This is a genomic window from Janthinobacterium sp. GW823-FHT03B06, assembly GCF_058796955.1.
Genome location: NZ_JBXAJE010000003.1, coordinates 764,639 through 791,124 on the forward strand (window position 1 = coordinate 764,639; position 26,486 = coordinate 791,124).

Annotated in this window: 23 protein-coding genes and 1 tRNA gene; 10 read left to right on the forward strand and 14 right to left on the reverse strand. The window is 63.2% G+C overall.

From position 1 onward, the window contains the following. Positions 1–13: 13 nt before the first annotated feature. The gene (rsmI, locus tag AC1RBA_RS14535; RefSeq protein ID WP_070223188.1) at positions 14–922 is read left to right on the forward strand and encodes a 16S rRNA (cytidine(1402)-2'-O)-methyltransferase; all 909 of its coding nucleotides are present in this window, start codon (positions 14–16) and stop codon (positions 920–922) included. A 41-nt stretch (positions 923–963) separates the two neighbouring features. On the opposite strand, the gene AC1RBA_RS14540 is transcribed toward rsmI, so the two are convergent. Then, on the reverse strand, positions 964–1,566 hold the full coding sequence (locus AC1RBA_RS14540) for a hypothetical protein (protein WP_492418765.1): 603 nt from the start codon (positions 1,564–1,566) through the stop codon (positions 964–966). Between the two features lie 208 nt (positions 1,567–1,774). Between AC1RBA_RS14540 and AC1RBA_RS14545 the strand changes: the two genes are divergently transcribed. After that, positions 1,775–1,851: transfer RNA gene (locus AC1RBA_RS14545), tRNA-Pro, on the forward strand. A 164-nt stretch (positions 1,852–2,015) separates the two neighbouring features. On the opposite strand, the gene AC1RBA_RS14550 is transcribed toward AC1RBA_RS14545, so the two are convergent. The 12 genes from AC1RBA_RS14550 to AC1RBA_RS14605 form a co-directional block, all read right to left on the reverse strand. Then, on the reverse strand, positions 2,016–2,939 hold the full coding sequence (locus AC1RBA_RS14550) for a hydroxymethylglutaryl-CoA lyase (protein ID WP_492418766.1): 924 nt from the start codon (positions 2,937–2,939) through the stop codon (positions 2,016–2,018). 1 nt (position 2,940) lies between these two features. After that, positions 2,941–3,873 (reverse strand): 2-hydroxyacid dehydrogenase, encoded by a 933-nt coding sequence (locus AC1RBA_RS14555; protein WP_492418768.1) that lies wholly within the window; start codon positions 3,871–3,873, stop codon positions 2,941–2,943. Positions 3,874–3,883: 10 nt separating this feature from the next. Continuing rightward, the gene (locus AC1RBA_RS14560) at positions 3,884–5,911 is read right to left on the reverse strand and encodes an acetyl/propionyl/methylcrotonyl-CoA carboxylase subunit alpha (protein ID WP_492418770.1); all 2,028 of its coding nucleotides are present in this window, start codon (positions 5,909–5,911) and stop codon (positions 3,884–3,886) included. 161 nt (positions 5,912–6,072) lie between these two features. After that, the gene (gene bioB, locus AC1RBA_RS14565) at positions 6,073–7,119 is read right to left on the reverse strand and encodes a biotin synthase BioB (RefSeq protein WP_070223174.1); all 1,047 of its coding nucleotides are present in this window, start codon (positions 7,117–7,119) and stop codon (positions 6,073–6,075) included. A 31-nt stretch (positions 7,120–7,150) separates the two neighbouring features. Further along, a complete protein-coding gene (gene bioD, locus AC1RBA_RS14570) occupies positions 7,151–7,942 on the reverse strand; it encodes a dethiobiotin synthase (protein ID WP_070288974.1) in 792 nt (263 codons plus the stop codon). Continuing rightward, complete coding sequence (gene bioF, locus AC1RBA_RS14575) at positions 7,932–9,128, reverse strand: 8-amino-7-oxononanoate synthase (protein ID WP_492418773.1); 1,197 nt, start codon at positions 9,126–9,128, stop codon at positions 7,932–7,934. Before bioF ends, bioD begins: the two co-directional genes overlap by 11 nt. A 1-nt stretch (position 9,129) precedes the next feature. Then, on the reverse strand, positions 9,130–10,458 hold the full coding sequence (bioA, locus tag AC1RBA_RS14580; RefSeq protein ID WP_492418775.1) for an adenosylmethionine--8-amino-7-oxononanoate transaminase: 1,329 nt from the start codon (positions 10,456–10,458) through the stop codon (positions 9,130–9,132). A 45-nt stretch (positions 10,459–10,503) separates the two neighbouring features. Continuing rightward, positions 10,504–11,292, reverse strand: coding sequence for an enoyl-CoA hydratase/isomerase family protein (locus tag AC1RBA_RS14585; protein ID WP_070223170.1), 789 nt, complete (start codon positions 11,290–11,292; stop codon positions 10,504–10,506). Between the two features lie 21 nt (positions 11,293–11,313). Then, on the reverse strand, positions 11,314–12,936 hold the full coding sequence (locus AC1RBA_RS14590; RefSeq protein ID WP_492418777.1) for a carboxyl transferase domain-containing protein: 1,623 nt from the start codon (positions 12,934–12,936) through the stop codon (positions 11,314–11,316). A 40-nt stretch (positions 12,937–12,976) separates the two neighbouring features. After that, entirely contained in the window at positions 12,977–13,426 is a 450-nt protein-coding gene (locus tag AC1RBA_RS14595) for a YchJ family protein (protein WP_070312649.1), read from the reverse strand. A 79-nt stretch (positions 13,427–13,505) separates the two neighbouring features. Beyond that, entirely contained in the window at positions 13,506–14,792 is a 1,287-nt protein-coding gene (locus AC1RBA_RS14600; RefSeq protein WP_492418778.1) for a D-amino acid dehydrogenase, read from the reverse strand. Between the two features lie 91 nt (positions 14,793–14,883). Then, positions 14,884–16,203 carry a serine hydrolase domain-containing protein gene (locus AC1RBA_RS14605; RefSeq protein ID WP_492418779.1) on the reverse strand — a complete coding sequence of 440 codons (1,320 nt, stop codon included), beginning with the start codon at positions 16,201–16,203 and terminating at the stop codon, positions 14,884–14,886. A gap of 227 nt (positions 16,204–16,430) precedes the next feature. Between AC1RBA_RS14605 and AC1RBA_RS14610 the strand changes: the two genes are divergently transcribed. The 8 genes from AC1RBA_RS14610 (at position 16,431) to AC1RBA_RS14645 (ending at position 24,745) form a co-directional block, all read left to right on the forward strand. After that, positions 16,431–17,171 carry a GntR family transcriptional regulator gene (locus AC1RBA_RS14610; RefSeq protein ID WP_070223163.1) on the forward strand — a complete coding sequence of 247 codons (741 nt, stop codon included), beginning with the start codon at positions 16,431–16,433 and terminating at the stop codon, positions 17,169–17,171. A 123-nt stretch (positions 17,172–17,294) separates the two neighbouring features. Further along, positions 17,295–18,176 (forward strand): N-acetylmuramic acid 6-phosphate etherase, encoded by an 882-nt coding sequence (locus tag AC1RBA_RS14615; RefSeq protein ID WP_230504487.1) that lies wholly within the window; start codon positions 17,295–17,297, stop codon positions 18,174–18,176. 45 nt (positions 18,177–18,221) lie between these two features. Beyond that, the gene (locus tag AC1RBA_RS14620) at positions 18,222–19,520 is read left to right on the forward strand and encodes an MFS transporter (RefSeq protein WP_492418782.1); all 1,299 of its coding nucleotides are present in this window, start codon (positions 18,222–18,224) and stop codon (positions 19,518–19,520) included. Between the two features lie 91 nt (positions 19,521–19,611). Further along, complete coding sequence (locus AC1RBA_RS14625) at positions 19,612–21,273, forward strand: glycoside hydrolase family 10-like protein (RefSeq protein WP_492418784.1); 1,662 nt, start codon at positions 19,612–19,614, stop codon at positions 21,271–21,273. A gap of 94 nt (positions 21,274–21,367) precedes the next feature. Beyond that, complete coding sequence (locus tag AC1RBA_RS14630) at positions 21,368–22,315, forward strand: BadF/BadG/BcrA/BcrD ATPase family protein (RefSeq protein WP_492418786.1); 948 nt, start codon at positions 21,368–21,370, stop codon at positions 22,313–22,315. Between the two features lie 30 nt (positions 22,316–22,345). After that, positions 22,346–23,146 (forward strand): N-acetylmuramoyl-L-alanine amidase, encoded by an 801-nt coding sequence (locus tag AC1RBA_RS14635; protein WP_230504495.1) that lies wholly within the window; start codon positions 22,346–22,348, stop codon positions 23,144–23,146. 82 nt (positions 23,147–23,228) lie between these two features. After that, entirely contained in the window at positions 23,229–24,131 is a 903-nt protein-coding gene (locus tag AC1RBA_RS14640; protein WP_070223151.1) for a LysR family transcriptional regulator, read from the forward strand. Next, the gene (locus AC1RBA_RS14645) at positions 24,131–24,745 is read left to right on the forward strand and encodes a M15 family metallopeptidase (RefSeq protein WP_492418788.1); all 615 of its coding nucleotides are present in this window, start codon (positions 24,131–24,133) and stop codon (positions 24,743–24,745) included. The genes AC1RBA_RS14640 and AC1RBA_RS14645 overlap by 1 nt, the downstream gene beginning before the upstream one ends. Here the strand turns inward: AC1RBA_RS14645 and AC1RBA_RS14650 are convergent, their stop codons facing one another. Continuing rightward, entirely contained in the window at positions 24,746–26,125 is a 1,380-nt protein-coding gene (locus AC1RBA_RS14650; protein ID WP_070223147.1) for a sodium-dependent transporter, read from the reverse strand. Positions 26,126–26,486 lie beyond the last annotated feature (361 nt).

Here is a 26,486-nt window from a genome sequence, read left to right on the forward strand (position 1 = left end):
TTCAACCTCCAAAATGACCGTACAAGAAATCAGTTCCATCGCCAGCCTGCCCATCATGACAGAGGCGGCGCACCAGGTCTATCCTATCGCAACATTGTATATAGTGGCCACGCCCATCGGTAATGTGACCGATATCAGCCTGCGCGCGCTGCACTTGCTGAGCCTTGCCGATGCCGTCGCCTGTGAAGATACGCGCAACACGGCGCACCTGCTGACGCGCTTCGGCTTGAACAAGCCATTGATTGCGGCGCATCAACATAATGAGCGCGAAGTGGCGCAGACCTTGATCGCGCGCCTGCACGCGGGCGAGCGCATCGCCCTCGTCTCGGACGCGGGCACGCCCGCCGTGTCCGACCCCGGCGCGCGCATCGTCGACGCCGTGCGCGCGGCGGGATTGCGCGTGCTGCCCCTGCCCGGCCCGTCGGCGGCGATTACCGCCATTTCCGCCAGCGGGCTGTTGAACGACCAGTTCTACTTTGTCGGCTTCCTGCCAGCCAAGGCCAAGCAGCGCGAAAACATCTTGCACAGCCTGCGCGGCGTAACGGCCACGATGGTGTTTTATGAGGCACCGCACCGCATCCTCGACTGCGCCACGGCCCTGGTGGAAGCGTTCGAGCCGACGCGCCAGGTGGTGTTCGCGCGCGAACTGACGAAACTGTTCGAGGAAATCCACCGCTGCCCCCTGTCCGAAGCGGAAAGCTGGATCCGTGCCGACGCGCACCGCGAAAAGGGAGAATTCGTCGTCCTGCTCGAAGGCGCCACGCAAGCGCAGGATGCGGAAGACGTGGAAGCGGAACGCATCCTGAACATCCTGTTGGCCGAATGCAGCGTCAAGCAGGCGGCGAATCTGACGGCGCAGATCACGGGCCGCAAGAAAAACGCCCTGTATGAGCGGGCGTTGCAGTTGAAGGGGCAGGAATAATGTGATGATGGCCTAGCCAAGATGGATATATTGCCAGATCGTTACCACTTGCAGCCGCTATCCTTCTTGTCCAGTAACATCAGCACGGGCGCCAGCAAGCCTGCGCCGGAATAGGCGGTGCGGCAATCGCCGCGCTTGCCTTGGGCGATGTCGCGCGCCAGCTGGGTTTCCGTTTGCAGCGGTTTGTCGGGGATTTGCCCCACGGCCGTGCCCACCTTTGATGGGTCGCGTTCGCCCGCCATCTTGCGCGCCGTCTTCCTGGCCGCTTCCATGTCGAATTTCGGCGTTTCCGCAGTTTCTTGCCTGAAGGTGTCGGGACTGGCCGTCGGCGTGGCTGGTGAGGCCGGCACCACCGTGATGGCTTGCGGGCTGGATGCCGGCGCGGTGGCTGCCGCCGGCGTTTCCCGGACAGCGGCGCGTTTCTGCTTGCTGATGGGCTTGGGTTCGCGCTTCGGCTTGACGACCTCGACAGGCGGCGGGGGCGGCTTGGCGGCCAGTGGACGTATCCACACGGCGATCGATTCCACGCGCGGGGCCGTGTCCGGCGGCACAGGCGGCTGGACGTGGCGCCACAGATAGATCAAGGCGCCATGCAGCAGCAAGGACACGCCGACGCCCAGCGCGATGCCGCGGCGATTTGGCATGGGCTGGCCGCCGCCGCTGCTTCTTTCTATCCTGAACTCCATTGCCGTCGTCGCCTTCATGTCTGATCGGGAAAACTTGCAAACCCAGTGTCGCATACTTCAATCGTTTTGAAAAATACATGAGTCCCAGTGCCGCGCGTAAATAATTTACACAGAGTTTCACCTGACCCTTGACCGAAGTCGATACGGCCTGTATTATCTTGGTCTTCGGAGTGTGGCGCAGCCCGGTAGCGCACCTGGTTTGGGACCAGGGGGTCCAAGGTTCGAATCCTTGTACTCCGACCAAATTTGTAGAAAAAAACCCAAGAGTTTCGGCTCTTGGGTTTTTTTTCGTCTGTACGGTTCGGGTAGGTCGACGTAGGTCGGATTAGCGCGCAAGCGCGTAATCCGACAACACCAGGATCATGGCCAACATTGTTGTCGGGTTACGCGCTACGCGCTAACCCGACCTACGCCGCGAGGCGTTTCGCCGCCAGTGCATTGCCCGCTCGGCTGGAACCCTTGCGCCCCAGCTGCTGCGCGATGAACTGCCCTGCGTCGACCACCAGGTCCAGGTCGATGCCGGTGGCAATGCCCAGTCCCTGCATCATGTACAGCACGTCCTCGGTGGCCACGTTGCCCGTGGCGCCCTTGGCGTACGGGCAGCCGCCCAGGCCCGAGACGGAGGAATGATAAATCGCAATACCCGTTTCCAGGCTGGCGTAGATGTTCGCCAGCGCCTGGCCGTAGGTGTCGTGGAAGTGGCCGGACAGGCCGCCCACGTGGAAAGCCGCGATGGCGCGCTGCATCACCGCCTGCGTCTTTCTCGGCGTGGCCACGCCGATGGTGTCGGCAATGTCGATTTCGTCGCAACCGAGGTCGCGCATGCGGCCCACCACGTCGGCCACGGCGTCGAGCGGCACGTCTCCCTGGTAGGGGCAGCCGAAAGCGCAGCTGATGCTGCCGCGCAGGCGCAGGCCGTGTTCCTTGGCCGCTTTCGCCACGCCTTCGAAGCGGGCGATCGATTCGGCGATCGAGCAGTTGATGTTCTTTTGCGAGAACGCCTCGGAGGCCGAGCCGAAGATCACCACTTCATCGGCCTTCGCCGCCAGCGCCGCCTCAAAACCCTGCATGTTCGGCGTCAGCGCCGAATAAATGGTGCCGGGGCGGCGCGCGATTCTCTCCATCACTTCCGCGCTGGTGGCCATCTGCGGCACCCATTTCGGCGAGACGAACGACGCCGCCTCGATATTGGCGAAGCCGGCCAGGGTCAGGCGGTCGACCAGTTCGATCTTGACGGCGGCGCTGATGGTGTCTTTCTCGTTTTGCAGGCCGTCGCGCGGGCCCACTTCGACGATCTTGACCTGCTTGGGCAAACTGGTAATAGGGTTCATCTCAATATCCTTGCAAACGGTTGACGATGCCGGCCACAAGCTCTCCGGCGTGCAGGCGGCGCATCTTGGCGGCGATCTGCGCCACGCTTTCGCGGCGCAGGGTGGCGGCCGAAATATGCGGCGTGATGGTGATGCGCGGTTCTTGCCAGAACGGGTGCTGCTGCGGCAGCGGCTCATTGCGGAACACGTCCAGCGTCGCCCCGGCGATATGCCCGGAGCGGATCAGGGTCAGCAGATCCGGCTCGGCCAGATGCGCGCCGCGCGCCACGTTGATCACGTAGGCGCCCGGCAGCAGCATCGACAGGCGCGCGCGGTCGAGCAGGTTGTGCGTGTCCGGCGTGAGCGGCAGCATGCACACCAGCACGCGCGTGCCGCGCAAAAAGGCATCGAGCCCCTCCTCGCCCGCAAAACACTGCACGCCATCGACGTGCTTCTGGCTGCGGCTCCATCCGCGCAGCGGAAATTCGAACTGCGCCAGCGCTTCGAGCACGCGCGTGCCCAGCACGCCCATGCCCAGCACGCCGACGGGAAAATCCAGCTTGTCGAAGGCGGGCAGCGGCTGCCAGATGCCGGCGCGGCCCTGCGCCTCGTAGTCGTCGAAGCGGCGGAAGTGGCGCAGCACGGCGTGGCTCACATACTCGGCCATCTGCACGCCCATGCCCGCGTCATCGAGGCGCACCAGCGGCACGTGGGCGGGCAGCGCGTCGCCGAATTTCAGCAGCGCGTCGACGCCGGCGCCCGTGTTGAAGATGGCTTTGACGTTGGCCAGCTCGGGCAGCATGGCGGCGGGCGGCTGCCACACGACGGCATAGTCGCAGGGCGCGACCGCCTCGCCTTCGCGCCAGAAGTGGATGTCAGCTTCGGGCAGCAAGTCGCGGAAGTCGCTGATCCACGCCGCTTCCTTGCCGTCCGAACGTTGTAACAGGATGCGCATGTGCTTACCTTTATGCGGCAGCCTTGAAGGCCAGCAGCGGCGCGCCATCGGCCACCTGGTCGCCGACCGAATACAGCACGTCTTCCACCAGGCCGTCGTGCGGCGCGGCGATCGTGTGCTCCATCTTCATCGCTTCCATGATGACCAGCGGTTCGCCCTTCCTGACGTCCTGCCCTTTGTTCACCAGCACGGCGACGACCTTGCCCGGCATGGGCGCCGTCAGGCGGCCGCCCTCCGCTTCCACCTCGCCCGCATGCGCCATCGGGTCGCTGTAGTGCAGGGTGGTGTGCAAGCCGCCGGTGAATACGTGGAACTGCTCGCCGTCGCGCAGCACCGTGCCATGCACGGCACGCTCTCCCAGCTTGATGTGCAGCTCGTTGCCTGTGCGCGCCGTCAAGCTCAGGGGCTGGCCGTTGAACAGCCAGCCATCGGTCTTGTAGGCGATGCGCGCGGCATAGGTTTTGTCGTCGCTGGCCAGTGCGAATTCATCGGCGAACGACAGGCTGCGCCCCAGAGTGCTGTTCAAGCGCCAACCTAGGGCGTTGCCCCACGGGTCGGCGCGGTTGGCCGACTGCGCTTCGGCGGCCGTTTTTTCTTCCAGCAGCAGGGCGACGGATGCCAGCGCCAGGGCCGTGTCGGGTGCCGGCTGCAGGGCGGGGAACAGCGACGCCTGATTGCGCTCGATCAAACCCGTATCGAGATCGGCCGAGCTGAATGCCTGGCCTTCGACCAGGCGCTTCAGGAAGGCGATATTGCTGGCCAGGCCCACGATCTGGTAGTCGGACAGCGCCTGCGCCATGCGCGCCAGCGCTTCGCGGCGGTCCGCGCCCCAGACGATCAGCTTGGCGATCATCGGGTCGTAGAACGGCGAGATGGCGTCGCCTTCGCGCACGCCCGAATCGATGCGCACGGACGCCGGCACCACGGTGCCGCCCAGTTCGAACGTCACGGCCGATGGCGACTGCATGTGGCGCAGGGTGCCGATCGATGGCAAAAAGCCCTTTTCCGGGTTTTCCGCGTAGATGCGCGCCTCGATGGCGTGGCCGTGGATCGTCAATTCATTCTGTTTTTTCGGCAGCGGCTCGCCAAAGGCGACGCGCAGCTGCCATTCCACCAGGTCCGTGCCGGTGATCATTTCCGTTACCGGATGTTCCACCTGCAGGCGCGTGTTCATCTCCATGAAGTAGAACGAGCCATCCTGGTTGGCGATGAATTCCACCGTGCCCGCACCCACGTAGCCGACGGCCTTGGCGGCGGCGACGGCCGCCTCGCCCATGGCCGCGCGGCGGTCAGCCGGCATGCCCGGCGCCGGCGCTTCTTCCAGCACCTTCTGGTGACGGCGCTGCACCGAGCAATCGCGCTCGAACAGGTAGATGCAGTTGCCGAGCGTGTCGGCGAACACCTGGATTTCGATATGCCGCGGACGCGACAGGTATTTTTCGGCCAGCACCTTGTCGTCGCCGAAAGAGCTGATCGCTTCGCGCTTGCACGAAGCCAGCGCGGCCTTGAAGTCGACGGAGTGCTCGATGACGCGCATGCCCTTGCCGCCGCCGCCGGCCGAAGCCTTCAGCAGCACGGGATAGCCGATCTTGTCGGCCTGGTCGTGCAAGAAGTCCGCATCCTGATTCTCGCCGTGGTAGCCGGGCACCAGCGGCACATTGGCTTTCTCCATCAGCGACTTGGCGGCCGACTTCGAGCCCATGGCGCGCATGGCGGACGCCGGCGGGCCGATGAAGACCAGGCCCGCCGCGTGGCAGGCGTCGGCGAAGTCGGCGTTCTCGGACAAAAAGCCGTAGCCGGGGTGGATCGCCTGGGCGCCAGTGGCCAGCGCCACGGCGATGATCTTGTCGCCGCACAGATAGCTTTCCTTGGCCGGCGCGGGGCCGATCAGCACCGCTTCGTCGCAGACGGCGACGTGCTTGGCGTTGGCGTCCGCTTCCGAATACACGGCGACGGTCTGGATGCCCATGCGGCGCGCGGTAGCGGCGACACGGCAAGCGATTTCGCCGCGGTTGGCGATCAGGATTTTAGTGAACATGGTCTCTCTCTATTCTCTCAAAAAGGGGCAGCTGTCTCTTGTCATGGACGTTGTGTGCTGGCGTGTCGGCTTACGCGCTTTGCGCTAAGCCGACCTACGCATTGGTGAGGCGGTATTCGTAGGTCGGGTTAGCCGGCACGGCGTAACCCGACAGGGCTGGATCAGCAGCCGCACTTCTCTTTCTGTACCGATTCCAACATGGCGCCGCGCGTCTGCAAGCCCAGTTTATTCAACAAGACGCGGTCGTCTTCCGCTTCCGGGTTGTCGGTGGTGAGCAGCTTGTCGCCGTAGAAGATGGAGTTGGCGCCGGCCAGGAAGCACATCGCCTGCACGGCTTCGCCCATCTGGCGGCGGCCGGCCGACAGACGCACGCGCGCTTTCGGCATGGTGATGCGGGCCACGGCGATCGTGCGCACGAATTCGAACGGGTCCAGCGCTTCCAGGCCGAACAAAGGCGTGCCTTCCACCTGCACCAGGTGGTTGACGGGCACCGATTCCGGATACGGATTCAGGTTCGCCAGCTGAGCGATCAGGCCCGCGCGCTGCAGACGCGTCTCGCCCATGCCGACGATGCCGCCGCAGCACACTTTCAAGCCAGCTTCGCGCACGCGGCCCAAGGTATCGAGGCGGTCCTGGTATTCGCGCGTCGAGATGACGTTGTCGTAGAACTCGGGCGCCGTATCGAGGTTATGGTTGTAGAAGTCCAGGCCCGCGTTTTTCAGGCGGTCCGCTTGTCCTTCTTCCAGCATGCCCAGGGTGGCGCAGGTTTCCAGGCCCAGCGCTTTCACTTTGCTGACCATCTCTTCGACTTTGTCCATGTCGCGATCCTTCGGGCCGCGCCAGGCGGCGCCCATGCAGAAGCGCGTGGCGCCGTTGGCTTTCGCCTGGCGGGCCGCGTCGAGCACCGTGTCGATGTCGAGGATTTTCTTCGCTTCGACGCCCGTGTCGTAGCGGGCCGCCTGCGGGCAGTAGCCGCAGTCTTCCTCGCAGCCGCCGGTCTTGATCGACAACAGGGTCGCCAGTTCCACGTCGCCGTCGGGGAAGTTGACGCGGTGGGTTTGCTGGGCCTTGAACATCAAGTCATTGAATGGCAGGTCGAACAGGGCCAGCACGTCGGCGACGGGCCAGGTGGCCGCTTCCGGCACGGTGATGCGCGCCGCTGGGCGGTGCAGTTCGACGGTTTTTGCTGCTTCTTGGACGTGAGACATGTGATTCCTTCGTTTCTATTTTTGAATGCGTTTAAGTGTTGGGATGCTGCGCCGGCCAGTTGGGCAAGCCGGTGAAATCGAGATACGCCGCCGCCGCTTCCGCCGTGGGTTGCGCCAGGCGCGGCACCCTGCCCAGCAGCGGCGCCGGGATGCGCTCGATCAGCGCATCGATATTTTCGTCGAGGAAGCGCATTTCCACTTCCAAGGTGTTGGCGACCCAGCCGATCACCGTCAGGCCGCGCGCCTCGATGGCTTCCACCGTCAGCAAGGCCTGGCTGATGCAGCCCAGACGCATGCCGACCACGAGGATCACGGGCAGGTCGAGCTGCTGCGCCAGGTCGGCCGAGTCGAAACCTGGCGACAGCGGCACGCGGAATCCGCCCACGCCTTCGACCACGACCGCGTCCGAGGCGGCGGCGATTTCCAGGTAGGCGGCCAGGATGGGTACGGACTCGATGCTCACGCCTTCCAGCGCGGCGGCGATGTGCGGCGCGGCCGGTTCCTTCAGCATGTAGGGCGTGGTCAGGCTGCGCAGCATGGTGACGTTGCCGGCGGCGATCAGGCTGTCGGCGTCTTCATTATGCAGCTCGCCGTCGCGCATCTCGGCGCCGGCGGCCACGGGCTTCATGCCGCAGGCGCGCACGCCGCGCGCCACCAGCGCGTGCAGCAGGGCTGACGAGGTCAGGGTCTTGCCGATTTCCGTGTCGGTGCCGGTGACGAAACAGGCAAAGCGCGAGGGCAGGCCGATGGTGGCCGGCGCCGGCTGCACGGCCGGCGCCAGGTCCGCCAGCACCTCGGCCACGATAGGGTCATCAAGGCTCATGGCGAGTCCTTTCCAGGGTGTTGACTGCGTTGATCAATTGCGCCACTTCCTGCGCCGTATGGCCGGCCGACAGGGTCACGCGCAGGCGCGCCGTGCCGGCAGGGACCGTGGGCGGGCGGATGGCGCCGACCCACAGGCCTTGCTGGTACAGATTCGCGGCGACGGCCAGCATGTCCGCATTGTCGCCGATGATGACGGGCTGGATGGCGGAGAGCGACGGCAAGGCTTGCCAGCGCTGCAGCTGCAAGCCCTCGTTCCATTGCGCCACCAGCGCCGCCAGGTGCATCCGGCGTTGTTTTCCTTCTTCACCGGCGATGATGTCCAGGCTGGCCAGCAGCGCATGCGCAAGCGCGGGCGCGGCTGCCGTGGTGAAGATGTAGGGGCGCGCCTTCTGGATCAGCGTCTCGATCACGGCCTCATGCGCGCAAACGAAGGCGCCGCCCACGCCGGCCGATTTGCCCAGGGTGCCCACGTAGACCAGATACGGCGAATGCAGGTCGAAGTATTCCAGCGCGCCGCGGCCATTCTCGCCCAGCGCGCCGAAGCCGTGCGCGTCGTCGACCACCAGCCAGGCGCCATATTGTTCGCACAGGGCCAGCAGCGCGGGCAGCGGCGCCAGGTCGCCATCCATGCTGAAGACGCTGTCGGTGACGACGATTTTCGTTTTGGCTTTGCTTTCCGCCAGCAGGGCCGCCAAGGCGTCGAGATCCGCATGCGGATACACGCGCGTCTTGACGCGGGACAAACGCGTGCCGTCGATCAGCGAAGCGTGGTTCAGCGCTTCCGAGAAGATCTCGGCTTCGGCATCACCGGCCGCCAGGGCCGTCAGCACGGCTAAATTGGCCATGTAGCCGGTACAGAAATACAACGCGCGCGCCTGTTCCAGGTTGGCGCCGACAAACGCGGCCAGGCGCTCTTCCAGCTGTGCGTGGGCGCGGCTGTGGCCACTGATCAGGTGCGACGCGCCGCTGCCGGCGCCATACAGGTCGGCGCCCTCTTTCAGGGCATCGACGATGCGCGGATGCGCGGCCAGGCCCAGGTAATCATTGCTGCAAAAGGCCAGCATGTCGCGGCCATCGACCGTCAGGCGCGGCGCGCACGGCGTGTCGACGGTGCGGCGGCGGCGGATCAGGCTGCGCTCTTCCAGCCCCTGCAACTGCTGCTTCAAGCGTGTGAGCAGTTCCATCTCAGGCTCCGATCACTTTGTTGAAGACGGCCAGCGTCTGCTGGCCCAGGCCCGCGATTTCGGCGTCGTCGAGGATGTACGGCGGCATCAGGTAGACGGTGGAGCCGATGGGGCGCATCAGCAGTTCGTGTTCCAGTGCCGTGCTGAAGAAGCGGCGCGAAAAATCGGGCGCCGCATCGACGGCGTCAAACGCCCAGATCATGCCCTGCTGGCGGAAGTGTTTTACGCGCTCGTGCTGCGCCAGCGGCGCCAGGGCGCGCGTAATCCTGGCGGCGCGTTTTTGATTGGCCGCCAGCACGTCGTCTTCCTCGAAAATCGACAGGGTCGCCAGCGCCGCGCGGCAGGCCAGCGGGTTGCCCGTGTACGAGTGCGAATGCAAAAAACCGCGGCGCACGTCGGTGCTGTAGAACGCTTGATAAATATCTTCGCGCGTCATCACGAGGGACAGCGGTAAATAGCCGCCGCTGATGCCCTTCGACAGGCAGACGAAATCGGGCCAGATGCCAGCCTGCTCGCACGCAAAGAACGTGCCCGTGCGCCCGCAGCCGACGGCGATTTCGTCGAGGATCAGATGGACCTGATAACGGTCGCACAGGGCGCGCACGAGCGACAGGTACAGCGGGTCGTGCATGGCCATGCCGGTGGCGCACTGCACCAGCGGCTCGATGATGATGGCGGCGATTCTTTCGGACTTTTCCTGGAACAGCCGTTCCACGTCGGCCGCGGCGCGGCGCGCCACGTCCTGCGCCGATTCGTTGTCTGCCGCCTGGCGGAAGTCGGGCGACATCACCGTCGTTGATGCGCGCAGCAAGGGGCCGTAGGCATCCTTGAACAGGGCGACGTCGGTGACGGCCAGCGCGCCGATGGTTTCGCCGTGGTAGCTGCCCTTCAGGCAGACGAATTCCTGTTTTTCACCCTTGCCGCTGTTGCGCCACGCGTGAAAGCTCATTTTCAGGGCGATTTCCACGGCCGATGCGCCATCGGACGCGTAAAAACTGTGACCGAGCACGCCATTGGTGAGCGCGGAGAGCTTTTCCGACAGTTCGATCACCGGTTCATGCGTAAAACCGGCCAGCATCGCGTGTTCCAGGCGGTCCAGTTGATCCTTGAGTTCCGCATTGATGCGCGGATTCGCGTGGCCGAACAGGTTCACCCACCAGGAGCTGATGGCGTCCAGGTAGCGTCGGCCCTCGTGGTCATACAGCCAGGCGCCACGGCCATGGCTGACGGGGATGAGCGGAACCGTCTCGTGGTGCTGCATTTGCGTGCACGGATGCCACACGCTGCGCAGACTGCGTTCGACCCAGCCCGATTGTTTTTCTGCTTTCAAAACTGCTCCAATGATATTCTTAGTCCATGAGCTTTGGACTATTAACTAGCCCATGAGCCAACCCGGCTTGCGCTTGTCGAGGAACGATTGCACGCCTTCGCGTCCCTGCTCCGAGGCGCGGATCTGCGCGATGCGCTCGGCGGTGTCCGCCAGCAGCGCGTCATCGACGGGTTGGCCAACGATCTCGCGCACCAGCGTTTTCGCTTGCGCCACGGCGTGCGGGCTGTTGCCCGTCAGGGCTTTCAGTACCTCGGCGGTTTTCGCGTCCAGCGCGCTTGCCTCGACTACCTCGTGGGCAAAGCCGATGCGTAGCGCTTCCTGGGCGGAGAATCGCTCCGCCGTCAGGAAATAGCGGCGTGCCGCGTTTTCGCCCATGGCCTTGATGACATACGGTGAAATAGTGGCCGGGATCAATCCCAGCCGCACTTCGCTCAGGCAGAAATGCACGTCTTCCGCAACCAGAATGATATCGCATGCGGCGACGAGGCCCATGCCGCCCGCATAGCAGTCGCCCTGGATCTTCGCCACCACGGGTTTCGGGCACAGGTAAATCGTGCGCAGCATCTGCGCCAGCTGCAGCGCGTCGGCCTGGTTTTCGGCATGCGTGTAGCCGGCCATCTTCTTCATCCAGTTCAGGTCCGCACCGGCGCAAAAGGCCGCGCCGTTCGCGGCCAGCACGATGGCGCGCACCATGTCGCTGCGCCCCAGCCCCTCGAAGGCGCGCGCCAGTTCGGCGATCGTCGTCTCGTTGAAGGCATTGCGCACGTCCGGGCGGTTCAGGGTCACGGTGGCGACATTGCCCTCGATGACCAGCTTTAAGGTTTCAAATTCCATTCTCTTCTCCCTGAGTGCCGCTTACATGCGGAATACGCCGAACTTCGTGTCCGGGATTTCCGCGTTCAGGGCGGCCGACAGGCCCAGGCCCAGCACCATGCGGGTGTCGGCCGGGTCGATCACGCCGTCGTCCCACAGGCGCGCGGTGGCGTAATACGGGTGGCCCTGGTGCTCGTACTGCTCCTTGATCGGCTGCTTGAAGGCCGCTTCCTCGTCTGCGCTCCACTGCCCGCCCTTGCCTTCGATGCCGTCGCGCTTGACGGTCGCCAGCACGGAGGCCGCCTGGTCGCCGCCCATGACGGAAATGCGCGCATTGGGCCACATCCACATGAAACGGGGAGAGAACGCGCGGCCGCACATGCCGTAGTTGCCGGCGCCGAAGCTGCCGCCGATGATCACCGTGAATTTCGGCACGGCCGCCGTCGCCACGGCGGTGACCATCTTGGCGCCATTGCGGGCGATGCCCTCGTTTTCGTACTTGCGGCCCACCATGAAGCCCGTGATGTTTTGCAGGAAGACGAGCGGGATCTTGCGCTGGCAGCACAATTCGATGAAATGCGTGCCTTTCAGCGCCGATTCGGAGAACAAGATGCCGTTATTGGCGATGATGCCGACTTTGACGCCATAGATGTGCGCAAAGCCGCAGATCAGGGTGGTGCCGTAGCGGGCCTTGAATTCATCGAAATCGCTGCCGTCGACGATGCGCGCGATCACCTCGCGCACGTCGAACGGTTTGCGCGTATCGACGGGGATCACGCCATACAGTTCCTGCGTCGGGTATTTCGGTTCGACGGACTCGCGCAGCGCCATCTGCTGCGGTTTTGTACGGTTCAGGTTCGAGACGATGGTGCGCGCCAGCGACAGCGCGTGCAAATCGTTCTGCGCCAGGTGGTCGACCACGCCGGACAGGCGCGTATGCACGTCGCCGCCGCCCAGGTCTTCCGCCGTCACCACTTCGCCGGTGGCAGCCTTCACCAGCGGCGGGCCGCCGAGGAAGATCGTGCCCTGCTCCTTGACGATGATCGATTCGTCGCTCATGGCCGGCACGTAGGCGCCGCCCGCCGTGCAAGAACCCATCACGACGGCGATTTGCGGGATGCCCTTGGCGGACAAATTCGCCTGGTTATAGAAAATGCGGCCGAAATGGTCGCGGTCGGGGAAGACGTCGTCCTGGTTCGGCAGGTTGGCACCGCCCGAATCGACCAGGTAGATGCACGGCAGGTTGTTCTGGTCGGCGATTTCCTGGGCGCGCAAATGCTTTTTCACCGTCATCGGGTAGTAGGTGCCGCCCTTGACGGTAGCGTCGTTACACACGATGACGCATTCCTGGCCCGAGACGCGGCCGATGCCCGTGATGATGCCGGCGCTAGGGGCCGCATCGACGCCCTTGGCGTCCTGGTACATGGCGTAGGCCGCCATCTGGGAAAACTCGAGGAAGGGTGTGCCGGGATCGAGCAGCATCTGGACTCTGTCGCGCGGCAGCAGTTTTCCGCGCGCCAGGTGCTTGGCGGCTGCCGCCTCGCCGCCGCTGGCCGCGATTTTCTCGACCTTGTCGCGCAGATCGTCGACGATGGCTTGCATGGCCGCGGCATTGGCCTTGAAATCTTCACTGCGCGGATTGAGTTTGCTTTCGATGTGCGGCATTGCGGTTCCTTTTTATTATCGCCCGGTCTCTCGGGTCGCGCTATTCGGGAAAACTGCCGTCGAGATAAAACCAGCGCAGGGCACCACCGCCCTCGCCCGCCTCGCGCACGAAGCGGCTTACCTCATGCAGGCGGTGCGCGCGGCCGTTGACCTTGTAGCGGGCCACGAATTCGACGGTATCGCGGTGTATCTCTTCGGCTTGATCTGCTGATTCTGCTTTACGTTGACGTAAACGTAAAGCAGATTTTACCTCAAGTCCCAGCCAGTGGACTTTTTCTTCTTCGGCAAATAAGGCGTCGGCCGGACGGGTGCTGGCGTGCCAGGTGGCGCGCAGATACGCTTCGTCGCGCAAGGTAAACGCCGTGTAGCGCGAACGCATCAGGGCTTCGGCCGTGGGCGGCAAGGCGTCGCCCGCGATATACGGGCCGCAGCAACTGGCGTAGGAGGCGCCGCCGCAGGGGCAGGCGGACAATTTCGAGGGTGTGGACATGCGTTGGCAGACAGGGAACAGGAAAGTTCCGCAATTATCCGCCATATCGGCAGCGGCGCGTGCGCGCCGCCCTGGCCGGCTATTGTTTCGGGCTGAGGAAGTCCAGCGCGAACGGCGGCGCCTTGCCGGCCATGAGATCGGCGAGGATGCGCGCCGTGCCGGCGGCAAAGGTAAAGCCCAGCGGGCCATGACCCACGTTGAGCCACAGGTTGCCCACTTTGCTGGCGCCCACCAGCGGCGCGCTGTTCGGCGTGGCGGGGCGCAGGCCGGCCCAGGCCGTGGCCTGGTCGTAATCGGCGCCGTGCGGCATGGCTTCGCGCGCCAGCCGCGTCAGGCCGGCGATGCGGTTCCAGTCGATGCTGTTGTCGGCGCCCACCATGTCGACCATGGCGGCCACGCGCAGGTCGCCGCCTATGCGCGCATACAGCACCTTGCGCTCGAAATCCGTGATGCTGATCTCGGGCGCCCGGTGCTGCGCGCGGATGGGCGCCGTCAGGCTGTAGCCTTTCAGCGGATACAGGGGCAGGTAGATGCCGGCCGTGGCGGCCAGGTCACGGCTCTGGATGCCGGCCGCCAGCACATAGTGATCTGCCTGCAACAGGCCCAGGCTGGTGTCGACGCCCGTGATCCTGCCCTTGTGCGTGAGGAGACGGCGCGCCTCGCCTTTTAACAGGAGTGAACAATTCGGGTGCTGCAGCAATCGCGCTTCCAGTGCCAGGCAAAACGCGTGGCAATCGGCCACCGCCTCGCCCTCGGTAAAGATGCCGCCCGCCAGCGCGCCCTGCAAGGCGGCCAGCGCCGGTTCGCGTTGTACGGCTTCAAGCGGCGACAAGACGATGCGCGCCTCTTCCGATTCGGGCCGCGCCACGGCCCGCTGGAAGATGGCGGGCGAGCGGTAGACGATGAGTTTGCCCGCATCGCGCCAGGCATACGCCTCGGGCGGCACCGTCAGTTCCAGCTGCGCCATGCCAGCGCGGCTCCATTCCCCCAGCTGCAGCAGCTTGGCCGTCGTGCGGGCATTGCTGGCTGCATTGCAATTGCGCAGGAAACTGGCCAGCCAGCGCCATTGGCGCCAGTCCGCTTCGGGACGGAAGCGCAGCGGACCGTCTTTCTGCAGCAGCCATTGCAGGGCTTTGAAGGGCACGCCCGCGTCCGCCAGCGGTGCCACATAGCGATAGCTGAGTTGGCCGCCATTGCGGTAGCTGGCGGCGATCGCCACCTGTTCATTGCGTTCGAGTACCGTGACCTTGTAGCCGGCCTCGGCCAGCCACCAGGCCGATGTCAGACCGACGACGCCGCCGCCGATGATGATGACGTGTTGCTGCATGTTGCCTCGCTGCGTTGCGCTCCCATGGTGCGGGAGCATTCGATGAGAGCTTAGAGGCTGGCCATCACGGGAGCCAATGAAACATCATGGTGCAGCCATAACTTTCAGGAATGCACTGTTTTTGTGCAAATTATTCATTATTGTCAATCGCACCACGGTACAAGGTGGTGAGTATCAATTCCTCGCTGCGCCCCATGGCGGAATACGCGCCCGGATAACGCTCGGGATCGCTGCCCGTACCGCCCACCAGCATCACCATGCCATTCTTGTGCTTGAAATCGAGCACGAAGGCGGAGACGAGGCCATACGCGTCGCCCAGGTGGCCCACGGCGGAGAAGCTGGCGCCCTCGACCAAGCCGTTGCCCTGCCCCGCCACGGCATCGAACTGCTGGTTGCCCAGGCCCCAGGCACGGTACAAGCCCCGTTCGCTGTTGCCATTGCTGCTGTCCTGCGCCAGCTGCCATTGCCGGCCAAACATCAAGGCGATGCTGGCTGGCTGCAATAGTTGTTTGCCCTCATGGCGGCCACCGTCGAGCAGCATCCGCATGATCTTGCCCAGTCCCGCGGCGGAGATGCGCAAGCCGCCCGTGGGACTAAAGACGGTGGCGTTGCTGCCGATCACATAACGCGCGATGCCGGCAGGCGGATGCTGGTCAAAATCGTCGGCTTGCGCGATCCAGGGGCCGTGCGGCCGCCACTCTTCCGTCTCCAGCGTGCGCTTGCGGTACAGGGTGGCCGTGTCCGCCAGCTCTGCCTGAGAGAATGCCGCCGGATGGTAGCCGCCGCGCAACTGCAGGGGATCGAGCAGCAGGCGCCGCATCAGCAAGTCGAAGCGCTCGCCCGTGACTTGCTCCATCACGGTGCCGATCACACCCCAGTTCAGGTTGGAATACGTAAAGTAGCGGCCGGGTGCCGCGCTGGAATCCCACATCACGTCGCCGCCGGCCGTAAACACGTCACGCAGGCTGCGTTCCGGTCCCCACGAGTAGCCGCCCGCGTCGCGCAGCGAGGAAGTGTGACTGAGCAGGCTGCGCAAGGTCACGGGCCGCTGGGGAAAGTGCGGGTTGCGCAGGGAAAAGCCTAAATAAATGCCCACGTCCTGGTCCAGGCTCAGCTTGCCCTGCTCGAGCAAGCGCATCAGGCCCAGGGTCGTCATCATCTTCGATACGGAAGCGATGCGGAACAGGGTGTCCGGCGTGACGGGCAAGCTGTCAGCCGGCGTGGCGCCGATGTGCCGGTAGCCAAATTGTTGCTGATACGACACCTTACCATTACGGATGGCCAGCACGGACAGGCTGGCCAACGGGTGGGCAGCATCGTCGACGATGGCGGACAGGGCTGCATCGAGCGCAGGCTGCTGGTCCTTGCCGCTGCCGGGCGGCGCGGCCAGCGCGCTCCAGGTTGTGCCCAGCAGCAGCAAGCCCAGCAAACCCGTCATTTTATTATGCATGTTTCCCTGTTTCGCGATGTGGTGGAGGCATCGCCAGCATAGGGCGGGATCGTTTCCCAGGCTAATGAAAATTGCTTATTTATCTATAATGCAAAGCTATACGTACGGTAAAACATCGTTTTTTTAAATGTATAACCGTTATTTATGGTCATTTTCCATTTATTCATGGGTGGACGGGATACGCACAAGCGCCATCGCTATTACACTAGGAGGACAAGGAGAACTGTATGAGCCAGACCAGCGTAGAACTCAAGGTCGATTTAAATGACAATTCGCCTTTATATATGCAGATCGCCCGCAAGCTGAGCGATGACGTACGCAACGGCCGTTACCAGGTAGACCAGGCCCTGCCATCTGAACGTACCCTGTCCGAACTGCTCGACGTATCGCGCGTGACTGCCCGCAAGGCCATCGACCAGCTCGTCGAGCAAGGTCTCGTCGTGCGCCGCCGCGGTTCGGGCAACTATATTGCCCCGCGCATTGAGCAGCCGCTGTCGAATTTGTCGAGCTTTTCCGAGCAGCTGCAGCAGCGCGGTTACCGTCCCGGCTCGCGCTGGCTCAAGCGCGAAGTCGTCATCGCCAGCAGCGACGAGCAGCTGAGCCTGGGCCTGGCGCAGAACACGAAAGTGGCGCGCCTCGAGCGCCTGCGCCTGGCTGACGACGTGGTGATGGCGTATGAAGTGAGCGTGCTGCCCTTCAGCGTCGTGCCGGACCCGGCCGCCGTGGGCGACTCGCTGTATGAATACTTGAGCAGCATCAAGAAGGCCCCCGTGCGCGCCTTGCAGCACATCCGCGCCATGAATGCGACGGACGTGCTGGCCGAGCAACTGGGCATCCCCGATGGCCAGGCCGTGCTGTTCATCACGCGCATCGCCTACCTGGAAACGGGCGAGGCGGTGGAACTGACGCATTCGTATTGCCGCAGCGACCATTACGACTTCGTGGCCGAGATGCGCCGCGCGCCGTAATAAGGCGGCCGCCACGATCCGCGTGCACCCATAAACTCCCGTTATGCCCGCCCGCCATCCTTTCATGGCTGATCTTGCTCGTTGGTATTAAACTGGTTTCACCTTCAACCATGTTCTGAAATCATGTTGAAAACTGAAACCCCGAGCCGGCGGCATCCGGATCTGGACCTGTATCCGGTGGAGCAACTGGTGGCGGCGCTGGTCGACGACCAGTTCTGGGCCGTCGAAGCCGTGCGGCTGGCCTCGCCGCAAATCGGGGCCGCCATCACGGCCGCCCTGCCCCGCATCGCTGCCGGCGGCCGCTTGCTGTACGTGGGCGCCGGTACGTCGGGACGTCTGGGCGTGCTCGACAGCGTTGAATTGACGCCCACGTTTTCCTGGCCGCCCGAGCGGGCCGTCGCCATCCTGGCCGGCGGCGCGGGCGCCATGTTCACGGCCGTCGAAGGGGCGGAAGATGATGTACAGCAAGGCGAGCGCGATGTGCTGGCCCTGTTGCCGCAAGAAAATGATGTCGTGATCCTGCTGGCCGCCTCCGGCGCCACGCCGTATGTGCTGGGCGCCCTGCTGGCCGCGCGCAAGGCGGGCGCCTTGACGATCGGCATTGCCAACAATGTGGACGCCCCCGTGGCGCACGAGGCGCAATGCGGCATCGTGCTCGACACGGGCACGGAAGTCATTTCCGGCAGCACGCGTCTGAAAGCGGGTACGGCGCAAAAAATCACCCTGAACACGATTTCCAGCGCCCTGATGGTCGGTTTGCACAAAACTTACGGAAACTTGATGGTAGACTTGAAGCCGACCAACGCCAAGCTGATCTGGCGGGCCGTGCGTCTGACCATGCATGCCACCGGCGCCAGCGAGGTGCAGGCCAGGACCGTGCTGGAGCAATGCCACTATCACGTCAAGGTGGCGATTGTTGCCTTGATCAAAAAAATCAATACAAACCAGGCACAGGCATTGTTGGCCGGCGCGGGCGGCAGTGTGCGGGCGGCACTGGCGGCGTGATCCGATGGCGCGGCATTCTTCTGTCTGGGAGACCAAGAAGGATGTATGGAGCTAGTGAAACAACCCGCCCCGGCGCGTAAAAATAATCCGTGGCTGTGGATCCCTTCCCTGTATTTCGGCCAGGGTATCCCCTATGTAGTGGTCATGACCTTGTCCGTGATCATGTACAAGAACTACGGTTTCAGTAATACCGATATCGCGCTGTACACGAGCTGGTTGTACTTGCCATGGGTCATCAAACCGCTGTGGTCGCCTTTCATCGATATGTACCGCACCAAGCGTTTCTGGATCGTCGGCTTGCAGCTGGTGATCGGCGCCGCGCTGGCGCTGGTGGCCCTGACGACGTCCTTGCCGCACTTTTTCCAGATCAGTTTGGCCATCTTCTGGCTGATGGCCTTCAGTTCCGCCACGCATGATATCGCCGCCGACGGCTTTTATATGCTGGGCCTGGAAGAGCACCAGCAGGCGGCCTTCGTCGGCGTGCGCAGCACGTTTTACCGCCTGGCGATGATCGCCGGCCAGGGCGGCCTGGTATTTCTTGCCGGCTATCTGACGCATGCGACGGGCAATGTGCAGCTGGCCTGGTCCGTCGTGTTCGCGATTCTGGCGGGCCTGTTCATCGCCCTCTTCCTCTACCACTATTTTGTCTTGCCGAAACCCAAGGAGGACCGTCCCAGCATCCAGGGCGCCGGTATTTCCCCGCTGCAGGAGTTCATCGCCACCTTTGCCGCGTTTTTCCGGAAGAAGGATATTGTCGTCATCCTCGGCTTCTTGCTGCTGTTCCGCCTCGGCGAAGCGCAACTGCTCAAATTGGCCGCGCCCTTCCTGCTCGACCCCGTCGCCAAGGGCGGCCTGGGCCTGAGCACGGAACAGGTGGGCCTCGTCTACGGCACTATCGGCGTGATCGCCCTGACCCTCGGTGGCTTGCTGGGCGGCTTCATCATTTCCCGCTTCGGCTTGAAACGCTGTTTGTGGATCATGGTGCTGTCCGTCCACTTGCCCGACCTGGTGTTTGTCTACCTGGCCAGCGCCTTGCCCAGCAACATTTATGTGATCGCGGGGGGCATTGCGTTGGAGCAATTCGGTTATGGCTTCGGTTTCGCCTCGTACATGTTGTACATGATCATGGTCTCCGATGGCGCGCATAAAACGGCCCATTACGCCATTTGCACGGGCTTCATGGCTCTGGGCATGATGTTGCCGGGCATGGCCAGCGGCTGGATCCAGCAAATGCTCGGCTACCAGCACTTCTTCATCTGGGTCTGCATCGCCACGATTCCCGCTTTCATCATGGCCGCGCTGGTCAAGATCGATCCTGAATTCGGCAAGAAGGCCGAGGCCTGATTCTTTTGAACCGTGCGCCCGCATGGATGGCGGGCGCACAGTAAAATGCCCGCACCGATAGACCTGCGCTTTACCACTGCAAGGAATTGTTTTGTTGTCTACTTTCAAAAAACGCCTGGGCGCCACGGCCGGCGTGCTGGCCGCCTTGGCCACCGCCACATTGCTCAGCAGCTGTACCAGCACCAGAATGCCGTCCGCAGTGACGCCAGGCGAAGCGGGCTTGCCGGCCGTGCCGCCCGTGCAGCACATCACGGGCGAAGTGCCGCCGCCGGCGCCGCGCGAGTTCCGTGCCGCCTGGGTCTCGACGGTCGCCAATATCGACTGGCCCAGCCGCAGCAATTTGCCTGTCGCCAAGCAGCAAGCCGAAGCGATCGCCATCCTCGACCGCGCCAAGTCCTTGAATCTGAACGCGATCGTGCTGCAGGTGCGTCCCAGCGCCGATACGATTTACCCCTCGCAACTGGAGCCATGGTCGGAATATCTGACGGGCAAGCAAGGCCAGCCGCCATTGCCCATGTATGACCCGCTGGCCTTCTGGGTGGCGCAGGCGCATGCGCGCGGCCTGGAATTGCACGCCTGGTTCAACCCGTACCGGGCCCGTCACGCGACGGCCAAGTCGCCGCTGGCGCGCGACAGTTTCGCGTCCACCAACCCCGCGTCCGTCAAGCAATACGGCCGCTACCTGTGGATGGACCCGGGCGATGCGGCCGCTTCGAAGCACACGACGGACGTGGTGCTGGACGTGGTGCGCCGCTACGATATCGATGGCGTGCACATCGACGATTACTTTTATCCATACCCGATCGACGCGCCTGGCGCCGGTGCGGGAGCCGAGACGGCCGCGCTGGACGCGGGCAATGGCGGCGCCAAGCGCGAACTGCCCTTCCCCGATGAGCCTTCCTGGCAGCAATATCTGCTGGCCGGCGGCGATCTCGACCGCGCTTCCTGGCGCCGCCAGAACGTCAACCAGCTGATCGAAGCTTTATATACCGGCATCCACCGCGAAAAGAGCTGGGTGCGTTTCGGCATCAGCCCGTTCGGCATAGGCCGTCCCGACCGCCGCCCTGCCGGCATCGTCGGCTTCAGCCAGTACGATAAATTGTATGCGGATGCGGAACTATGGCTGGCCAAGGGCTGGCTCGACTACCTGTCGCCGCAGCTGTACTGGCCCGTGGCGCAGGCGCCGCAAGCGTTTGGCGTGCTGCTCGACTACTGGCTCGCGCAAAATTCGTATGGCCGCCACGTGTGGCCCGGTTTATATACGAGCCGCATCGACAATTCCGCCAAGTCCTTCACGCCGCAAGAGATCATCAAGCAGATCGAAGTGACGCGCACGCGCCCCGGCGCGAATGGCCAAGTGCATTTCAGCATGGTGCCCCTGATGCAGAACCGCAAAGGTGTCAGCGAGCAACTCAAGGCGAGCGTGTATCAAAGCCCTGCCCTGATCCCCGCCACGCCATGGCTGGGCAAGGAAGCACCGGGCACGCCCGTGCTGGCCTTGCGCCGCGATTCCACCAGCCTGAACATCAAATTGACGTCGGGCGGCGGCAAACCCGTGGCGCAATACGCCGTCTGGGCCCGCTATGGCGAAGACTGGCGCTTCACCGTGGTCACTGGCGTGCAGGCTGAACTGACCCTGGTCGACGATGCCATCGGTAAAGTCAATGCGGTGGTGGTCAGCGCCGTGGACCGCCTCGGCAATGAAAGCCCTCGCGTCACCGTGCGGGCACCGTTTACGGCCCCCGCCAAGTAATTGTTGAACGTTCACCGCTAGTCCATAACCTGCAGGCATGAAACATGCGCAAGCTTTCATGCCTGCAAGCTTCGCTTGGCTTTACACTCATGCCATGATTTCCTTCCCTGCAACCAATACTGATACTGCCGTGCTCGGGCTGGGCATCGACGCGGGCGGCACGCAGACGCGCTGGGCCTTGGCCACCGCCGACGGCGCCATCGTGGCCGACGGGGCCGTCGAAGGCTTGTCTGCCTTGCAAATGGGCAGCGATGCGGGCCGCGCCGCCGTGCACGCCACGTTTGCCCGGCTGTGCCAGGCCGTGCTGGCCGTTGGCCAACCGCGTGCCGTGGTGGCGGGCTTGACGGGTTTTGGCGGCGATGATGTTGTGCTGGCGCAAACCTTGGCCAGCCTGCTGGCGCTGGATGCCGCTGACGTCAGCCTGGGCAACGACATTGAAATCGCCTATCGCGACAGTTTTGAACCTGGCGAAGGTTATCTGGTCTACGCTGGCACGGGTTCGATCGCCGCCTGGATTGATGTGGATGGCGGCTTTCACCGCGCGGGCGGGCGCGGCGTGCTGCTCGACGATGGCGGCGGCGGCTACTGGATCGCGCGCGAAGCCTTGCGCCACATCTGGCGCCGCGAAGACGAGGCGCCCGGCAGCTGGCACAGTTCGCCTATGGCCGAAGCCGTGTTTGCGCAACTGGGCGGCAGCGACTGGTCGCTGTCGCGCGCCTTCATGTATGGCCAGGACCGGGGCGCCATCGGCCGGCTGGCGCTGGCCGTGGCCGCCAGTGCGGATGCCGACCCGCTGGCGCTGGACATTTTGCAGCGCGCGGGACAGGAACTGGCGCGATTGGCGCTGGCGCTGACGGCGCGCTACGGCCCCCGTCCCGTGGTGCTGGCCGGGCGTGCGGCGCAATTGCACCCGGCCATCGCGGCTGCCATGCGCGCCGCTTTGCCTGTATCGTTGATGATGGAGCAAAAAGTTGCCCGTTCGCATGAGGCCGCGGCCAAGCTGGCGGCCAGGACGGCGAGCCAACGCACTGGCAAGAACTGACTATTTTATTAACCCGAACACGGATCTTTCATGAAAAAAATCGCCCTCGCCCTGCTGGTGGCACTGCTTTCCGCGTGTACCACGCCCGCGCCGCACCTCGACCATAGCTTGACGGCGCGCAGCCAGAGCCCGCGCGTGAAATTCATCGTCATCCATTACACGGTCAGCGACCTGCCCCGCTCGATCAAGATCCTGACGGAACAAGTAGTCAGCAGCCATTATTTGCTGACGGACACGGATAAGCCGAAGTTTTACGTGCTGGTCGACGAATCGCGCCAGGCCAATCACGCGGGTGTGAGTAACTGGAAGACTTATACACAGTTGAATGTCAGCTCGATCGGCATCGAGATCGTCAACCCTGGCTACAAGGACACGCCGGAAGGCCGCCTCTGGTATCCCTTCCCCCAGGCACAGGTCGATGAACTGATTCCGCTGTTGAAAGATATCCAGGCCCGCTACAACATCGCGCCGGAAAATATCCTGGGCCACAACGAAATCGCCCCGCAGCGCAAGCAGGACCCGGGTCCGCTGTTTCCATGGCGCCAGCTGGCCGATGCGGGCCTGATCGTCTGGCCCAATGCCAACCGCGTGGCCGCGCAGCGCCTCATTTTTGAGCAGCAAGTGCCGGACGCCGTCTGGTTCCAGAAAAAGCTGGCCCAGCACGGCTATGCGACGCCAAATACGGGCATATTCGATGAAGCGACGCGCAATGTGCTGATCGCCTTCCAGATGAAGTACCGCAATACGCGCTTTGACGGCATGCCCGACGGCGAGACGGCAGCCCTGCTGGAAGTGCTGACGACGCCGGCCACAGCTGTTGCAACAAAGTAGCATGGCCGTTCCAGCCCATGACTTTTTCTTATATGCTGAACATTACGGCCCAGGCGGCCACGGCAAGGTAAAGGAATAGCTCATGCGGCTGCGTCATATCGAAGTGTTTCACGCCATCATGCAAGTTGGCACCATCAGCGGCGCCGCCCAGGTCCTGCATATCTCGCAGCCGGCTGTGACCAAGGTCTTGCAGCATTGCGAGTTGCAACTGGGCATGCCGCTGTTCGAGCGCGTGCGGGGCAAGCTGTACCCGAAGCCCGAGGCGCACCGTTTGTTTGTCGAGACGGAAAAGCTCAACCGCGATTTATTGGGCATCCGCCGTCTGGCGGCCAGCCTGAAGGGCCACGCGGTGGAAACCATCCGTTTGGTGTCCACGCCGACGCTTGCCATCAGCGTCTTGCCGTTTGCCATGACGGAGTGGCGGCGCGACTTTCCTCACACGCGTTGCCAACTGGCTACCCACCACACGGGCGAGATCGTCAATACCCTGCGCCTCGGTGAAGCCGACCTGGCCGTATCGCTGCAAGACCCGCGCCATCCGGGCATCGTGGCCGAGCCCATTGCGCAGGGTGTCATGACGGTCATCGCCCCGTCCGGCACCTGGCATGCGGCCGATTGCGGCACGCCTTTGACGGCGCATGGCCTGAACGGCGAGCTGATCGGCCATGCGGACAACGATCCGCTGGGCGAACTGGTGGTGGCCGCCTGCGAGGCGCAGGATATCCACCCCGTCTTCAGTACCGTGGTGCAGACCTATCAAATCGCCCGTTCCCTGGTGGAAGCGGGCGCCGGCATGGCCGTGGTCGACCCGTTTACGGCCGCGTCCGGCTCGCCCGAGCGGCTGCAGCGCCGTCCCTGGGCGCCCACGATACCGATCCAACTATATTTATTGACGGCGAGCCACTCGCCGCTGTCGCATGGCGCGCGGCGCCTGGCCGACAGCATTGGCGTGGCGGCGCGCAACTGCCTGGAAAGAGGAGTCTGATGTCTGTTGCAAGTTTGCAATTGGAAGCGGTCGGCAGCGATCCGCAATTTCGCCATCTGAGCAGCATCGCCGGCATCGCCGTCGACTTGCGCTATGCCACGCCCGACAATTTCGTTGGCCGCGACCTATACAGCCCCATCGATTGCGCCTGGCTGCATCGCGACGCCGCCGCTGCGCTGGAAAAAGCCGTGGCTTGGCTGGCCGTGCATCGCCCTGATCATCATTTATTGGTGCTCGACGCCCTGCGCCCGCAGCGGGTGCAGCAGCAATTGTGGGATGCGCTGCAGGGAACGGAGTTACTGGGCTACATCGCCGAGCCGTCACGCGGTTCCATCCACTCGTTCGGCATGGCGCTCGACATCACCATCGTCGGCCCGGACGGCCGGGAATTGGACATGGGCACGGGTTTTGATGATCTGAGTGAGCGCTCGCATCCTGCGCTGGAACTGGTGTTGCTGGAAAAGGGGGAAATTACCGAGGAGCAAGTGGCGCACCGCCGCTTGTTGCGCGACGCCATGTTCCAGGCGGGCTTTTTTGGCATCAACAGCGAATGGTGGCATTTCGATTGCGGCGACCGGGTGCTGGTGCGCCAGACCTACACCCGGGTACTCTGATTAGAAGACCTTTAATCCCTTCAGCATCACGATCAGGATCAGCACGGGCGAGACAAAGCGCAGCAGGAACAGCAGCACGTGCGCCAGAGTTTGATTTTGCAACTGGCCATGATTGCTGATCGCCTCGATGAAATGCTGCTTGCCCCAGGCCCAGCCTGTAAACAAGGCAATCGCGATGCCACCCACGGGCAGGAAGATATTCGACGAGACGAAGTCGAACAAATCAAACATATTCAAATTGAATAGCTTGAAGTCCGCCAGGGTGCTGTTACTCAGCGCGCACACGGAACCGAGCACGGCCAGCAGCAGCATGGTCACGATGGTGGACTTGGTGCGCGTCCAGCCGAAGCGTTCATGGAAAATCACCACGGGCACTTCCATCAGCGACAGCATCGCCCCCGTGGCAGCCACGGCGGCCAGGATGAAGAACACCACCATCAGCACTTGTCCCATGGGAATTTGCGAAAACACGGCCGGAATCGTGATGAACACCAGCGACGGTCCCGCGCTGGGGGCGAAACCAAACGTGAACACGGCGGGGAAGATGGCGATGCCGGCCAGCATCGATACGCCGAGGTCGGCCGCCATCACGCGTAAAGTCGTGACGGGGATATTCTGGTCATCGCGGAAATAGCTGCCGTAGGTCATCATCGTACCCATGCCGACGGATAGCTTGAAGAAAGCCAGGCCCATGGCCGTCAGCACGACGGAAGCCGTCAGCTTGGAAAAATCAGGACGGAACAGAAACGCCAGGCCTTCGCCCGCCTTATCGAGCGACAGGCTCACCGCGCACAGCAACAGCAGCAGCAGGAACAGCAGCGGCATCAGCTTCTTGGCGATCGCCTCGATGCCCTTGGTCACGCCCAGCATCAATATGCCGCCGATAAACAGCAGCACGCCCCATTGCCAGAACAGCGATTGCAAAGGATTGCTGATCAGCGAGGCGAAGGCCGCTTCCGTCACCAGTTTGTCGCTGCTCAAGATGGAGCCGTCGATGGCCTTGGCGATGTACGCAAATACCCAGCCCACGACTTCCGAATAAAACGCGACGATCAGGAAGGCGGCGACCATGCCGATAAAGCCGACCAGCCACCAGGGCTTGCCCTTCGGTGCCAGCTGTTCCATGGTGGAGATGGGATTGACTTTGGCGCGGCGCCCCAGGGTGATTTCCGCGATCATCACGGGCAGGCCTACCAATAAGGTGGCGAGCAGATAGATGAGCAGGAAGCCGGCGCCGCCATTGGCGCCTGTCAGATAGGGGAACTTCCAGATATTGCCGAGACCGACTGCGGAACCGAGGGTGGCGGCGAGCACGCCGAAGCCAGTGGTAAAGCCAGCTCGTTTCAGGGTCAGGCCTGATCCTTGAGCTTGTTGTTTCATGGTGAATCTTCTATGGTTCTATATATAGACAAGCGCCGTTTGGCGCGGAGGGGGCGAAATTGTAGCAGTTGGCCGCAAAAGCCCCGGAAAAGCCTTGCTTCCGCTGGGGCGCTTTGCTATAGTTCGCCTCCCCAATGAGACGCAGTCAAATGCGGCACTTGAGGATCACCGGAAACGGCGATGAGCAGGAAAAGAAGGAGTTGACGGATGTAGTGAAATGCTTCATACTCTTCCTTCTTCGCAGCTGACAAACACAACGCTTTGTCGATAGCGCGAAAGTAGCACCGAATACAGTTCTTTAACAATTAACAGTCGATAAGTGTGGGCATTTGATGCAAGTGCAGCGTCAATCTTCGGATTG

Coding starts and splice junctions, on each gene's coding strand:
- AC1RBA_RS14620 (WP_492418782.1), top strand. CDS start 18,222: ATGGAGCTAGTGAAACAACCCGCCCCGGCGCGTAAAAATAATCCGTGG.
- AC1RBA_RS14550 (WP_492418766.1), bottom strand. CDS start 2,939: ATGAACCCTATTACCAGTTTGCCCAAGCAGGTCAAGATCGTCGAAGTG.
- AC1RBA_RS14590 (WP_492418777.1), bottom strand. CDS start 12,936: ATGCCGCACATCGAAAGCAAACTCAATCCGCGCAGTGAAGATTTCAAG.
- AC1RBA_RS14605 (WP_492418779.1), bottom strand. CDS start 16,203: ATGCATAATAAAATGACGGGTTTGCTGGGCTTGCTGCTGCTGGGCACA.
- AC1RBA_RS14600 (WP_492418778.1), bottom strand. CDS start 14,792: ATGCTCCCGCACCATGGGAGCGCAACGCAGCGAGGCAACATGCAGCAA.
- rsmI (WP_070223188.1), top strand. CDS start 14: ATGACCGTACAAGAAATCAGTTCCATCGCCAGCCTGCCCATCATGACA.
- AC1RBA_RS14585 (WP_070223170.1), bottom strand. CDS start 11,292: ATGGAATTTGAAACCTTAAAGCTGGTCATCGAGGGCAATGTCGCCACC.
- AC1RBA_RS14635 (WP_230504495.1), top strand. CDS start 22,346: ATGAAAAAAATCGCCCTCGCCCTGCTGGTGGCACTGCTTTCCGCGTGT.
- AC1RBA_RS14640 (WP_070223151.1), top strand. CDS start 23,229: ATGCGGCTGCGTCATATCGAAGTGTTTCACGCCATCATGCAAGTTGGC.
- bioF (WP_492418773.1), bottom strand. CDS start 9,128: ATGGAACTGCTCACACGCTTGAAGCAGCAGTTGCAGGGGCTGGAAGAG.
- AC1RBA_RS14630 (WP_492418786.1), top strand. CDS start 21,368: ATGATTTCCTTCCCTGCAACCAATACTGATACTGCCGTGCTCGGGCTG.
- bioD (WP_070288974.1), bottom strand. CDS start 7,942: ATGAGCCTTGATGACCCTATCGTGGCCGAGGTGCTGGCGGACCTGGCG.
- AC1RBA_RS14610 (WP_070223163.1), top strand. CDS start 16,431: ATGAGCCAGACCAGCGTAGAACTCAAGGTCGATTTAAATGACAATTCG.
- AC1RBA_RS14595 (WP_070312649.1), bottom strand. CDS start 13,426: ATGTCCACACCCTCGAAATTGTCCGCCTGCCCCTGCGGCGGCGCCTCC.
- AC1RBA_RS14645 (WP_492418788.1), top strand. CDS start 24,131: ATGTCTGTTGCAAGTTTGCAATTGGAAGCGGTCGGCAGCGATCCGCAA.
- bioB (WP_070223174.1), bottom strand. CDS start 7,119: ATGTCTCACGTCCAAGAAGCAGCAAAAACCGTCGAACTGCACCGCCCA.
- AC1RBA_RS14615 (WP_230504487.1), top strand. CDS start 17,295: ATGTTGAAAACTGAAACCCCGAGCCGGCGGCATCCGGATCTGGACCTG.
- AC1RBA_RS14650 (WP_070223147.1), bottom strand. CDS start 26,125: ATGAAACAACAAGCTCAAGGATCAGGCCTGACCCTGAAACGAGCTGGC.
- AC1RBA_RS14560 (WP_492418770.1), bottom strand. CDS start 5,911: ATGTTCACTAAAATCCTGATCGCCAACCGCGGCGAAATCGCTTGCCGT.
- AC1RBA_RS14555 (WP_492418768.1), bottom strand. CDS start 3,873: ATGCGCATCCTGTTACAACGTTCGGACGGCAAGGAAGCGGCGTGGATC.
- AC1RBA_RS14540 (WP_492418765.1), bottom strand. CDS start 1,566: ATGCCAAATCGCCGCGGCATCGCGCTGGGCGTCGGCGTGTCCTTGCTG.